General features: G+C 43.3%; 13 protein-coding genes and 1 other annotated feature. Of the genes, 3 read left to right on the forward strand and 10 right to left on the reverse strand.

Features of this window, described 5'->3' with window-relative positions:
- Positions 1 to 12: 12 nt before the first annotated feature.
- The 3 genes from HMPREF9698_RS05585 to HMPREF9698_RS05595 all read right to left on the reverse strand — a co-directional run bounded on the left by HMPREF9698_RS05585 (position 13) and on the right by HMPREF9698_RS05595 (position 4,956).
- Positions 13 to 2,523 carry an ATP-dependent Clp protease ATP-binding subunit gene (locus HMPREF9698_RS05585; RefSeq protein WP_003778165.1) on the reverse strand — a complete coding sequence of 837 codons (2,511 nt, stop codon included), beginning with the start codon at positions 2,521 to 2,523 and terminating at the stop codon, positions 13 to 15.
- 21 nt (positions 2,524 to 2,544) lie between these two features.
- A complete protein-coding gene (locus HMPREF9698_RS05590) occupies positions 2,545 to 3,018 on the reverse strand; it encodes a CtsR family transcriptional regulator (RefSeq protein ID WP_040292627.1) in 474 nt (157 codons plus the stop codon).
- A 228-nt stretch (positions 3,019 to 3,246) separates the two neighbouring features.
- A complete protein-coding gene (locus HMPREF9698_RS05595; protein WP_003778169.1) occupies positions 3,247 to 4,956 on the reverse strand; it encodes a catalase in 1,710 nt (569 codons plus the stop codon).
- 651 nt (positions 4,957 to 5,607) lie between these two features.
- Here HMPREF9698_RS05595 and HMPREF9698_RS05600 point away from each other — a divergent pair.
- Positions 5,608 to 5,973, forward strand: a complete 366-nt coding sequence (locus HMPREF9698_RS05600) for a BlaI/MecI/CopY family transcriptional regulator (protein ID WP_003778170.1) — start codon at positions 5,608 to 5,610, stop codon at positions 5,971 to 5,973.
- A 243-nt stretch (positions 5,974 to 6,216) separates the two neighbouring features.
- On the opposite strand, the gene HMPREF9698_RS05605 is transcribed toward HMPREF9698_RS05600, so the two are convergent.
- Positions 6,217 to 7,386, reverse strand: coding sequence for a uroporphyrinogen decarboxylase/cobalamine-independent methonine synthase family protein (locus HMPREF9698_RS05605; protein ID WP_040292628.1), 1,170 nt, complete (start codon positions 7,384 to 7,386; stop codon positions 6,217 to 6,219).
- A gap of 37 nt (positions 7,387 to 7,423) precedes the next feature.
- Positions 7,424 to 8,173: a cyclase family protein gene (locus tag HMPREF9698_RS05610; protein ID WP_040292665.1), complete on the reverse strand. Its 750-nt coding sequence runs from the start codon at positions 8,171 to 8,173 to the stop codon at positions 7,424 to 7,426.
- Positions 8,174 to 8,246: 73 nt separating this feature from the next.
- Positions 8,247 to 8,488, reverse strand: a binding site (T-box leader).
- A 263-nt stretch (positions 8,489 to 8,751) separates the two neighbouring features.
- Here HMPREF9698_RS05610 and HMPREF9698_RS05615 point away from each other — a divergent pair.
- Positions 8,752 to 8,991 carry a hypothetical protein gene (locus HMPREF9698_RS05615; RefSeq protein ID WP_003778176.1) on the forward strand — a complete coding sequence of 80 codons (240 nt, stop codon included), beginning with the start codon at positions 8,752 to 8,754 and terminating at the stop codon, positions 8,989 to 8,991.
- A 370-nt stretch (positions 8,992 to 9,361) separates the two neighbouring features.
- Positions 9,362 to 9,559, forward strand: coding sequence for a hypothetical protein (locus HMPREF9698_RS05620; protein WP_003778179.1), 198 nt, complete (start codon positions 9,362 to 9,364; stop codon positions 9,557 to 9,559).
- A 98-nt stretch (positions 9,560 to 9,657) separates the two neighbouring features.
- Here HMPREF9698_RS05620 and HMPREF9698_RS08495 read toward each other — a convergent pair whose 3' ends face one another.
- The 5 genes from HMPREF9698_RS08495 to HMPREF9698_RS05645 are packed head-to-tail and all read right to left on the reverse strand — an operon-like array spanning position 9,658 to position 11,900.
- Positions 9,658 to 10,599, reverse strand: coding sequence for an N-acetylmuramoyl-L-alanine amidase (locus tag HMPREF9698_RS08495; RefSeq protein WP_003778180.1), 942 nt, complete (start codon positions 10,597 to 10,599; stop codon positions 9,658 to 9,660).
- On the reverse strand, positions 10,593 to 10,826 hold the full coding sequence (locus tag HMPREF9698_RS05630; RefSeq protein ID WP_003778182.1) for a phage holin: 234 nt from the start codon (positions 10,824 to 10,826) through the stop codon (positions 10,593 to 10,595). The genes HMPREF9698_RS08495 and HMPREF9698_RS05630 overlap by 7 nt, the downstream gene beginning before the upstream one ends.
- Positions 10,827 to 10,840: 14 nt before the next feature.
- Positions 10,841 to 11,137, reverse strand: coding sequence for a hypothetical protein (locus HMPREF9698_RS05635; protein ID WP_003778184.1), 297 nt, complete (start codon positions 11,135 to 11,137; stop codon positions 10,841 to 10,843).
- Positions 11,138 to 11,158: 21 nt separating this feature from the next.
- Positions 11,159 to 11,566, reverse strand: a complete 408-nt coding sequence (locus tag HMPREF9698_RS05640) for a hypothetical protein (protein WP_003778186.1) — start codon at positions 11,564 to 11,566, stop codon at positions 11,159 to 11,161.
- Entirely contained in the window at positions 11,559 to 11,900 is a 342-nt protein-coding gene (locus HMPREF9698_RS05645; protein WP_003778188.1) for a hypothetical protein, read from the reverse strand. Before HMPREF9698_RS05645 ends, HMPREF9698_RS05640 begins: the two co-directional genes overlap by 8 nt.
- Between the last annotated feature and the right edge of the window lie 12 nt (positions 11,901 to 11,912).

Raw genomic sequence — 11,912 nt, forward strand, 5'->3', positions numbered from 1 at the left:
ATCCCATTCCCTTTAAGCCTTACTGGTTTCGGCTTCTTGACTGCGTTCTCTTACCTTCAAGGTAATAGTCCCCTTGCTAGCTCCAATGGTTACCTTGTCTCCGGCAATTATTTCACCGCTGAGCAAGGCATCACTGAGCCGGTCTTCAATTTGGGTTTGGAGGGCCCGCTTAAGAGGTCTCGCACCATATTCCGGGTCGTAACCCTTATCCGCAATAACATCAATGGCGGCTGGGGTAATCTTGAGGTCAATGGCTAAGTCAGCCAAACGCTTGATTAAGTCTTGGGCTAGCAAGCGGACAATGTCATGCAAGTGGTCTTTGTCTAAGGTGTGGAAGACAATGGTTTCGTCCAGGCGGTTGATAAATTCAGGTCGGAAGTAATCTTTGAGCTCATCCAACATCCGTTTGCGCATGGTGTCATAGTCAAATTTCAAGTCCTGTTTACCAAAACCGACTTCCTTGTCGTCCCGTAAGCTGGTAGCCCCAATATTGGTGGTCATAATTAAGACGGTGTTTTTGAAATCAACCTGGCGCCCTTTACCATCTGTTAGCTGACCATCATCTAAGACTTGGAGCAACATATTGAAGACATCTGGGTGGGCCTTTTCAACCTCATCAAAGAGGACTACCGAATAAGGGTTGTTACGGATTTTTTCTGTCAATTGGCCCCCTTCATCATAGCCAACATAGCCTGGAGGGGAACCTGCTAGACGGCTGGTGGAGTGTTTTTCCATAAATTCAGACATGTCAATCCGGATCAAGTCATCTTCTGACCCAAACAGGGTAGCCGCCACGGTTTTAGCTAATTCGGTCTTGCCAACCCCGGTAGGCCCTAGGAAGATAAAGGATCCAATAGGACGGTTAGGGTCTTTTAAACCAGACCGGGCACGGCGGATGGCTTTGGAAACAGCCTTGACTGCCTCTTCTTGACCTACCACCCGTTCATGGAGGTTGTCTTCAAGTTGGAGTAGGCGCTGGCTTTCTTCTTTCTTCATTTCTTTGACCGGAATGCCAGTCCATTGGGCGACAACATCAGCTATATCCTCGCCTTTAACCTTAGGCCGGTCAGCTTGGCCTTGGTCTTGTTTTTCCTTGTAAAGCTTTTGGACCTTGTTTTGTTGCGTCATTTCCTGTTTGCGGATTTTAGCCGCCTCTTCAAACTCTTGGTTCTGGATTAGACGGTCTTTTTCCTTGTAGAGGTCATTGAGCTTCTCAGTTGCTTCATTCAAGTTAGACTGGCCGTCTGTTTGGTCTAATCTAACCTTGGCTGAAGCCTCGTCGATCAAGTCAATGGCCTTGTCTGGCAACTGCCGGTCTGTAATATAGCGGATGGACAACTTAACAGCTTGTTCAACCGCTTCTTGGCTAATCTCCACGCCATGGTGGTCTTCATACCGGTCTTTCAAGCCATTTAAAATTTCCACTGTTTCAGCCTCGCTCGGTTGCTTGACCAAGACTGAAGCAAAACGCCGCTCGAGGGCTGGATCTTTTTCGATGTGTTTTTGGTATTCATCCAAAGTAGTTGCCCCAATGGTTTGGAGTTCCCCACGGGCCAAGGCTGGTTTGATTAAGTTGGAAGCATCAATGGCCCCTTCAGCACTTCCAGCCCCGATCAAGGTGTGGAGTTCGTCAATAAATAAGATGACATTGCCGTCATTATAAATTTCATTAATGATTTTCTTCATCCGGTCTTCAAATTCACCCCGGTATTTGGTACCGGCAACCAAAGACCCCATATCTAAGGTCATCAGTCTTTTATTTTGCAAGACAGGCGGGACTTCCTTGTTGACAATTTTTTGAGCTAGACCTTCTGCAATAGCTGTTTTCCCAACCCCAGCTTCGCCAACCAGGACCGGGTTGTTTTTGGTACGCCGGCTTAAGACCTGGGTAATCCGTCTAATTTCCAAGTCCCGGCCCACAATAGGGTCTAGGTCCTTCTTAGCAGCCATGGCTGTCAAGTCTCGGGCTAGGGCATCCAGGGTTGGCGTTCCTCCTGCTTCCTGACTGTTGGCCGGGTGTCCTCCCATACCTTGCTTACGGCTCCGGGTCCGTCTTTGTCCCTGACGGCTAGCCTGGTCGCTGATGCCAAATTTTTCTAAGACCAATTGCCGGACAGAAGACAAGTCTACAGCTAGGTTCTCTAGTAATTTTGCAGACAGTAATTTATCATCTCTGAGCAAGCCAAGTAGGAGGTGTTCTGTCCCTACTTTTTTGCGCTGCATTTTCCGGGCTTCATCCGCTGCATACTGGACAACCTTTCTAGCCTTGTAGGAATAAGGTAGGATGGCATTGGAGGGCAGTTTAGAGTCTTGGGCAAAGGTGACAAAGCGTTCCAATTCATCTCTTACATCTTGGGTGGTTAAATCTAATTCCCGTAAAACCTTGCCTGCTATTCCTTCTTCTTCCTCAATCAAGCCGAGCAACAAGTGCTCTGACCCAATGGAATAGTGGTTATAGGATTTGGCTTCTTTTTGGGCTATGAGTAAGACCTCTTTGGCCTTGTCCGTGAATAGTTCTTCCATCTAATCATTCTCCTCCGTTCGTCAATGATTAGTTTTTTCATATCGTAATTCTTTTAGCATGGATTTTAAAATATTGGCCCTGAGTAGTTCATCAACGGCCAAGTCACCAGTGTAAAGCGTTTTCTCCATAGCGACCAACATCAACTTGGCTTCCCGGCGACTCACAATCTGCTCTTCTAATAGTTTTTTGACAATCGAAACAGCATCACGTTCACTGATTGTCTTTCCGATGATGGCTATCATCTTATCAATAACATCCGCTTCTTCCAAGATTTTAACCTTAGAAATCCGGATAAAACCTCCCCCGCCCCGTTTGCTTTCCACCAGGTAGCCCTGCTGGACGGTAAAGCGGGTGTTGATCACATAGTTGATCTGTGAGGGAACACAATCAAACCGGTTAGCAATTTCACTACGCTTAATTTCGACTTCTTCTTTGTTACTGAGTACTTGTTTCAAATAGGCTTCGATAATATCTGACATATTTTGGTATCCCATTTTCTTCTTTCATTTAAGGTAATTGTTGGAATCATACAAAAAATGACCCGACAATTCAAGTTAAACGAAGGTTCCCTCCTTTATTTCTGAAATTTTGACTATATTTGACCTTAATTCATTATAGCAAGTATTTGCCTTTTTGGAAAGTTTTTAATATAACTTGCAAACTAAAAAAGCACCTAAAGGCAGCTGCCTTTAGGTGCTTGCTTAACTGAGTCGAGTTGACGATTAGAGGAAGTATGGGTCATCGTCAGCATCGATAACTGAAGTGATTTCGTCATAGTTGGTGTCCCGGCCTTCTTCCGGCAAATCTTTAGCCGATTCAGGGTCAGCCGGTTCAGTCGGCACGTTTTTATCTTCAAAGTCCCGGTCGTTGGATTTGGCTAGGTTCTCTTCTGTATCCTCTGGCCAACGTTCCAAGTCCACATCATCAATGTCAATTCCCAGGGCTTCAGCGACACCTTCACCATATTTAGGGTCAGCAAAGTAGCAGTGACGGATGTGACGGTGTTTAATTTGGAGGGTTGAGTCACCCATGTTACGGGCAGTGTTTTCAAACAAGACCTGTTGTTGGTCTTCAGTCATGCGGTTGAAGAGGATACCAGGTTGGGTGTAGTAGTCGTCATCATCTTCACGGAATTCGTGGTAGTCTACCTCGCCACCTGGGAATGGGGGTTCAGCGTTTTCGGGGTGGTCGACCCAGTTACCATAGGAGTTCACTCCATTGTGGATTTCAGAACCACCATTGCCGTCTACCCGGCCTTGACCGTCCCGGTGTTGGGTGTGGAAGTCTTTAACACCTTTCGGCTGGTTGACAGGGATTTGGTTGTGGTTGACACCCAGACGGTAGCGAGCCGCATCGCCATAAGCAAAGACCCGGGTCATCAACATACGGTCAGGCGAAATACCAATTCCTGGTACTTGGTTGGCTGGGGAGAAGGCGGATTGCTCAACTTCCGCAAAGTAGTTTTCTGGGTTACGGTTTAATTCGTATTCCCCAACTTCAATCAATGGGAAGTCTTTCTTGTACCAAGACTTGGTTAAGTCAAATGGGTTGTAAGGTAGGTTTTTGGCTTCTTCTTCAGTCATGACCTGGATGTACATTTTCCATTTTGGATACTTGCCTTGTTCAATGGCATTGTACAAGTCGACCTGGTGGGATTCCCGGTCCATCCCTACAACAGTTTCAGCTTCTTGGTCTGTTAAGTTTTGGATCCCTTGTTGGGAACGGAAGTGGAATTTAACCCAAACCCGCTCATTATCTTCATTAATTAAGCTGTAAGTATGGGAAGAAAAGCCATGCATATGGCGGTAAGAGGAAGGGATTCCCCGGTCACTCATGGTAATAGTGACTTGGTGAAGGGATTCAGGCAAGCGGGTCCAGAAGTCCCAGTTGTTGTTAGGCGACCGCAAGTTAGTCCGAGGGTCCCGCTTAACAGCCCGGTTTAATTCGATAAAGTGTTTAGGGTCGCGGATGAAAAAAACAGGAGTGTTGTTCCCCACTAAGTCCCAGTTCCCTTCTTCAGTGTAGAATTTAAGGGCGAAACCACGAATGTCCCGTTCAGCATCTGCCGCACCACGTTCCCCGGCTACAGTGGAGAAACGTTGGAACATTTCAGTTTTTTTACCAACTTCAGAGAAGATTTTTGCTTTGGTGTACTTAGTAATATCATTTGTTACGGTGAAAGTTCCATAAGCTCCAGAACCTTTCGCGTGCATCCGGCGTTCCGGAATAACTTCACGGTTAAAGTGGGCATGTTTTTCGAGCAACCAGTGGTCATTTAAGACACCTGCACCCCGCTTACCTGCTGTCATGGAGTTGTGGTTACTGGTGACTGGAATTCCAGCCGCATTTTGCAAGCTTGGATTTTTACCGACTCGTTGATTCCGGCTTGCTTCCGGCTTGCCTAATCCATTTTTGTCCATTGGATTTTTCATAAATCATAACCTCCGCAATTTAATAAATTAATACTTGTTAGCTTTATGTTACCCTATAATGCTTGCGGTATCAATTTTTTAGCGCATTTACTTATTAATTATATTTATTACTCATCTGGCTTCAGACCAGAAAGTCGTAGTTGATTTCATTTAATTCTGTGGTGTTAAAATCCTTTTTTACCGTGTGATTAGTCACGTAGATACATATGGATCACGCATCCTTTCTATTGGATAAGCTCACAAACGCTCACTACTCGGTCAACTACCATTCGCTCACCACCTTAGCTAAATAAAGCAAAAAAGCACAAGGCCACCCTTGTACTTGCTATCCTGGCCTTTAAAGAAGTGAGGTTATCCTATTGTTGGCGCTATGATGTAACCCAATCACTTGTAACCACCTTCCTTACCAGGTTCTTGCTTTCTTACCCACACTATAGCATGCTGTAAGCCCCCTGTCATTTGCTAAGAACTGGTCAGGGGCAAACTTAACACTGCTTTTACAATCCAGTTTTAAACGGGGCTTCCTGCTAGTTTGCTGGCTAGTTGGAGTGCCCAATCCACCGCCAAGGATTAATTTGGAATGGGATATTTCTTGTGTTTTTTACCGGAATTTAATATAATGAGGTATATTTGAGGGGGGACCCAGCCATTATGCTGAACAAAAAATACACTAAACGAGAAGTTGATATCTTAGAAACACTCTGGGACGAAGGCAAGCCCTTATCCGTTAATGAAATTGCCGACACCAGTGGCATTAGCAAGAATACGGTTGCCCCGATTTTAAAAAAATTACTAGACAAGCACTATATCAAAGTCGAAGAAGTCTTTTATTCTGCCAAGTCCCTTACCCGGAAGTTCCTTCCCCTTATGGACCGGGAAAAGTTTATCTTAGACGCCTTTCAAAAAATACATATTGATAATTTTCTAAACCACTACTTAGACCGCCACTGCGACCAGGAAATCCTGGACAAGCTTGAAGCTATTATTCAGGAAAAAAGGGATAAACTTCAGGCTTGAGGTCAAGTCTATGCTCGAGCCAACACAAAAAAGGACGATCACTTGTGTCACCGTCCTTTAAGAGGGAGAGGAAGTCCTAGTTCCCCTCCCTATCCCTAGCACAAAACAGGAGGAAAAATATGTTTTAGATGCTAGCAATCTTTATTTTGCTATAAAATCTAATCGATTGAAAAATTTAAATGAAAACCTGCTTGGCAAGTTCACCCTACAAAATTGCTAGGCAGGTTTTTACTTGCTTTGGGACTAAACTAAGTTATTCCCCCAGAATTTATGGGCAATTTCTTGTCCTTGCTTGATTTTAGCCCATTGTTGGTCGATGGTTAACTCATTCCCGATATCGGTCGAGGCAAAGCCACACTGGTGGGACAGGTAGAGCTTATCCTTGTCCACATACTTGCTAGCTTCCTCAAGGATCGACAAGGCCCGGTCTTCGTCATCCAAATGGTCGGTCTTACTAGAGAGAAGGCCTAGGACCACCTCGGTATCAGGTCGGTCACTGAAAGCTTCTAAGGCAGTCAAGCTACCAACCCGGTCTTCATCGTCCCATTCTAAGAAAAAGCGGTCATAACGGAGATTTTTTAAGAATGTATCAGAGATAGACTCATAAGTCCCATCCGAAAAACTTCTCGAAGCGTAATTGCCCCGGCAGTTATGGGTATATACTTTTAGGCCTAAATCATGGCCATAGTCAATAATTTCATTGTTGAGGTCAATAAAGTCTTCTGGTCGGACTTCAAAATTATCCTTGTTTTTAATAAATGGGTGGTCTTGTTCAGCAAAGAGCTCCCAAAGGCAGTCATCCAGTTGAATGGTCTTGCCACCAATTGCCTTGTAGTCATCTAAGAAGTCTTTATAAGCTTGGGCCAAATCCTTGCGAAATTCCTCTTCCTTCCCTTCATAATAGCTACCCTGTAGTTGGTCAAAAACGATATTCTCGCCATAAATATGAGAAGGAGAAGGAATACTGAGCTTCAAGTCAGCCCCATCTGGTGCAAGTTCGCGTAGACGGCGGTAGTGGTCCAAGAAAGGATGGTTTTTCCCATCAATGGCCTGGTCAAAGGTCGTCCCAATATCGCGCCGGGTTTCATAATTGGACTCCTTATTGTCTTTGTCCCGGAAGTAGTATCCATGGTCAGTGATATAACGGCGAGCCCCATTTAAGCCCCAAACAAAGTCTGTATGCCAGAGTGATCTGGGGTATTCCCCGTCTGTCAATTCTGGTATTCCGACTTCCGCTTGCTTGGCTACAACTTCTTTAACGGCCTGGTCTTCCACTTCCTTGTAACCATCAAAGTAGTCATAAAATGGATAGGAAATATCCTCGGCTACTTGGATTTTATCCCTGTATTTGAGTAATTCTTCTGGTCTGAGCAATGATCCGACTGTTAAAAAACGGTTCGATGTGGTCATCATTGATTCCCCCTTACAAGTTGATTGACTTGCTTATCAACTAGTCAGCTTCACCTGGCAAAATAGCAAAAACTTCTGCATTAAAACCAGTCAAGCCAACAATATTTGGTACAGCAATATGGATCAGGGCACCTGTAGCCGGTAGGTCAGCCAGTCCCTTGATCACTTCCACTTGGTACTTATCTTGCTTGAGCCAATATAATTCCCCGGGATTGGCTCCAGTTTCTGCAACGGCAAGACCAGTGTCTGTGTTTAAGGTTTCATGTCCGATGGCAGTGACATCTCTTTCCTCATGAAGGAATTGTAAAGCCTCAATGGACCAGCCCGGTGTGTGCTCTACCCCATCGCTATCACGGTTATAGAAGCTTTCCGGCTGGTCAAAACGATCTGACCAGGCTGTGGCCAAAGCGACAAAAGACTTGGCCGGGATCTTGCCGTGTACTTTTTCAAAATCCTTGATATCCTCAACCCCGAGTGTGTAATCGGGATTTTCTCGGACGGCTTCCTCCTTGTGAATCACATAGAGTGGCAGGGTACGTTCTTTTAAGCTTAAAGCAGCTAATTCACGCGTCCCTTTAGCGAAATGGTTGGGTGCATCCACGTGGGTCCCGTATTGAGTCCCAATTTCGACTTGTTGGCCCCAAAAACCATCTTCATCGATGGTGGCAAGGGTTGTCACTTCTATCGGACTAAAAGCTGAAAAATGTGGGATAGTCGAATCAACCGGATGACTCAGGTTGACCCACTTCAGGTCTTTTAGTTGCCCTAATAATTGCTGTAAACTTGTCATAATCATTCATCCCCCCTATTATCATTCTGGGTATAAAAAAATACCCATCCCTTTGCTGACTACTAGTAGTCAACAAAGGGACGAGTATCTTTCGTGGTACCACCCTACTTCACGGTTACGATTAAGCCAACCGCCTCTTCAGCACATAACCCCCTAAGGAATTATAAGCCTAGCCAGATAACGGTCGCAGCCGTCTAGCCAGCGTGAACCGACTAGATTACCAGAGCTCATCTTCATTTGTTTTACTGCTTTCCCTTCTCACCAAACGGGAATCTCTGCTAACAATGCCACAAACTACTCTTCTCTTAAAGTTCTTTGATTTAGCTTTGATAACAATATATAGATAAAACCATTAAATGTCAAGGGGAAGGCTCATTTTAAAGATATATTTTTTCATTTTTTGTTTGACAAGTTAATAATTCATGCCATCCAAGCAAGAAAAAAATTGCAAGCATGCATATAAATGAATGGTATAAAACGAATATTTACATAATTAGGTTCATTTTGTATAATTTTTACAGAAACAACTATTGTAGATATCTATTTTAAGTAACATTAAAACACTAGGAGGAAAGACCATGACCAAAGAATACCATGATGAAGACGGGAATACACTTGTTGTAAAGGAAAAGAAGGGTGGATGTCTAAAATGGGTCCTTATCATCCTAGCCATCATCCTATTTGCCCTTCTTGCAGTATACTTTACCAACCCCGAAGCCGTTGAAAAGCTCTTTTCAGGGGAAGAAACGGCTCAAGTTGAAAATGTAGAGGACTCTAACATTGCTATAGATAGTGCAGAAGAGACCTGGGTCTCTTAACACGGTCTAACTTGCCCCATCCCAAAGCTATCCAAAAGAAAAACCAGGAGGACTAATGATTAGTCCTCCTGGTTTTTTAGCGCACCGTATAAGATTTAAATTAGCTTGAAGAATGTTGTCATATCAGGCTTTACAAGGGGTACACTATAGGCAGTGCATAAAGAGTGCATAAATGTATTTTTATAACGATATTAACATAAGCATAGGTTAAAAAACCTATGCTTTAGAATTATTTTCGATTGAATTTATATGCCATAAGTGATATAATATATTATAGCAGGAGGGATGACATGAATGCATTCATATTTACACTAATATGCTTTTTGATTACGATGCTTTTTTACCACAATATAGATAAGGACTAGATAAAATGCATGCTGACTCTGAAAAGATCAAAAAACTATTAGAACAGAACAGTCAATATCACATTTCAAAAGAAACAGGCGTTAATCAATCCATCTTGTCTAGAGTTGTGAGCGGCGAACGTAAGATAGAAAATTTAACCTTTAGGGTGGCTAGCGTTCTTACGGAATACGCTGAAAAAATTGAGAAAAAAGAACAATCTTAAGCACGAAACTATTTTTGCTAAAGTAAAGCGGGCGGATCACACCGCCCCTTTTCTATGTAAATAGGCAAGGCTCGTAAGCCCTGCCCTTGGTCCTATTCTTATGGTCGTTCGTCGTGGAAGGTTCCCCACGCTTTGTTTCCTTTACCACTTTCTCGGTAAGGCAAGTAGCGTACACCGTTCTCGGTGTGGTATCTGAGCCATTTGTATCCGTTGCCTTCATACACGGCGAAATAGTGGATGCTTTCGCCTTTAGGAAGGGTGCCGGTGTGCTTGGCGCTTGTAGAAGGTTTGTTTCTGACTTTAATCTTTTCGTTCGATTTGAAATACGCATTTTCTTCCTTCACCAGCTTCGCGCCGGCTACTTCTTTAGGGAAGCCAGATGTTTTTTCTTGAGTGCCTTCCGTAATGAATGCATCGCCCAATTTTTCTTTGGCTTTTTTCAATTCTTTTTCAGCATTTTTCTTATCTCTAAAAGCACCAGTTTGAACTCGGTAAACTTTTTCTTCAGTCGACTCGTCTTCTTCCACAGTGGTGGATCCACTTGACTTGCCTGCTAAACGATTTTTAAAGTCCTGCCAAGTAATTCCTTTGTTACCATTTCGCAAGAAACGTGGGCAATCTTTTCCAGACCAATGATTGTGTTGAACTACTTTGTCATTTGGAATATTATGCCGCTTTTGGAGTTCTTGGACTAATTCCACCAAATTTTGAATGGTTTTCTCAAAATTTCCATCTGCGTTCACGCAAGTTTCCACACCAATACTGTGGAGGTTTCCTGTTCCATTGCCGCCGTCTCCAGCATGCATGCCAGAAGTTGTATCCAGCAAGGATTGAACGGCTTCTTTGTCATCTACTTGGTAATGCCAAGAGGCGCTACGGTTGTTCCCGTTCCGTTGCAATTTAGCATGCATCGCAGCGTTAGCCCCGTTGCTGGTGTTCGCTGTTTCATGAATCGTAATGTATTCGCAACGGTTATTGGTGCCTAAAATGACTTTGTTCGCAATTTTATTTGGAATAAGGTCCTGTCTAATGGTTACCATTCAACATCTTCCTTTCGCTCTTCTTGCTTATCTTTGTCGTATCGATACTCGCCAGTCTTGAAGATGGTGCCTAAGAAAGTTTGAAAGGCTGCAAGAATTGTTAATATGGTTCCTCCATAGGCAATACCAACAGCTTCAAATACAACGCCTAAAAACGTAATAAAAGCTGGTAGCACGATCGCTATCAGCCACTTCAGGATTTTATAGGTTCGGTCACTTAATCGCACCGTTTCACCTCCTTTCAATTTTCCAATTTGTTTTTGTTTTTTTCGATTCGTTCACCATGCCGAATAATATTGTCTTCATTCCGGCCAATGCGAACTTCATGATTGTCAATGATTTTTTTCATGTTTTCCGTTTCTTTTCGACTTTCTTGCATATCTCTCGCTAAACCATCAATACTCTTCTTTAACGTCCACATGGTTTCATCATTTCGTCGCATTGTTGTACGGAAGGGTTCGACAACTAATTTTGCGAGTGACACAATCGCAATAACTGCGCCAGCAATGGTGCCGATGCTCACGATATCGATTTCCAAATGTCTCCCTCCAGAAATGAATTAGTCATCTTCTTCAGTCTTGTCTTGGCGGTCAGGTTCTTTTGAAGGGGTGTCATCTTTACCAAATTCCACACCGTGGAAAATTTCGCCTCTAGGTTGAGAGTAAGTTTTATAATTTGTGTTTACTTTATTATTGCTTTTTGCATCTTTTGATTTTCCGGCTTGAATTCGATCGATCAGTTTACTTTCATTTTCGCCTTGACGTTGGACAAATTCCACATAAGCTTCGTGAATTTCTTCGTGGTATTTTTGATAATCTTCTTCGGTTACATCAGGCGTTAGCCAAGCGTTATAAGTCGGTAAGTTAGTTCCATTAACGCTAGCTGAAAAGCGGGCTATCTGACGTCCGTCAATATATAATTGGGCTTCTTGACTGTGGTTTGGATTTGCATATTGTAAATTACTCATTGAGAGTTTCCTCCTTCACTAGTGGTAAAATTCCTTCGATGACATAGCCTTCAATGTCGGGTAAGTCATCCAGGACTAATTGTTTTTTAAAGCTATAGTCTACCTTTTCGTCCAATATTTTACTTTCTTCCTGGCTGATCAATTGTTTTTGAGTTTGCTGCGGTTGGTCATCGATTTCATTAGCATATTTCTGAAGGGATTCAACCGCGCTTTGTACATACGGTTCTAAGTCTTTCTTTGCTCGAATAATTTTGAACGATACTTGTGGGTTCAGCTTTTTCTCTAGCAATTTATTCAAGCAATTATTAACATCAACTATTTTTCTTAATTCCACTTTTAACCATCC

The organism is Alloiococcus otitis ATCC 51267 (assembly GCF_000315445.1).
GTDB lineage: Bacteria > Bacillota > Bacilli > Lactobacillales > Carnobacteriaceae_A > Alloiococcus > Alloiococcus otitis.

What these genes read in the sequence shown, in the direction of transcription:
- HMPREF9698_RS05605 (WP_040292628.1), bottom strand. Translation starts at nt 7,386, where the DNA reads ATGATGACCACATCGAACCGTTTTTTAACAGTCGGATCATTGCTCAGA.
- HMPREF9698_RS05600 (WP_003778170.1), top strand. Translation starts at nt 5,608, where the DNA reads ATGCTGAACAAAAAATACACTAAACGAGAAGTTGATATCTTAGAAACA.
- HMPREF9698_RS08495 (WP_003778180.1), bottom strand. Translation starts at nt 10,599, where the DNA reads ATGGTAACCATTAGACAGGACCTTATTCCAAATAAAATTGCGAACAAA.
- HMPREF9698_RS05585 (WP_003778165.1), bottom strand. Translation starts at nt 2,523, where the DNA reads ATGGAAGAACTATTCACGGACAAGGCCAAAGAGGTCTTACTCATAGCC.
- HMPREF9698_RS05590 (WP_040292627.1), bottom strand. Translation starts at nt 3,018, where the DNA reads ATGGGATACCAAAATATGTCAGATATTATCGAAGCCTATTTGAAACAA.
- HMPREF9698_RS05615 (WP_003778176.1), top strand. Translation starts at nt 8,752, where the DNA reads ATGACCAAAGAATACCATGATGAAGACGGGAATACACTTGTTGTAAAG.
- HMPREF9698_RS05610 (WP_040292665.1), bottom strand. Translation starts at nt 8,173, where the DNA reads ATGACAAGTTTACAGCAATTATTAGGGCAACTAAAAGACCTGAAGTGG.
- HMPREF9698_RS05595 (WP_003778169.1), bottom strand. Translation starts at nt 4,956, where the DNA reads ATGAAAAATCCAATGGACAAAAATGGATTAGGCAAGCCGGAAGCAAGC.
- HMPREF9698_RS05640 (WP_003778186.1), bottom strand. Translation starts at nt 11,566, where the DNA reads ATGAGTAATTTACAATATGCAAATCCAAACCACAGTCAAGAAGCCCAA.
- HMPREF9698_RS05620 (WP_003778179.1), top strand. Translation starts at nt 9,362, where the DNA reads ATGCATGCTGACTCTGAAAAGATCAAAAAACTATTAGAACAGAACAGT.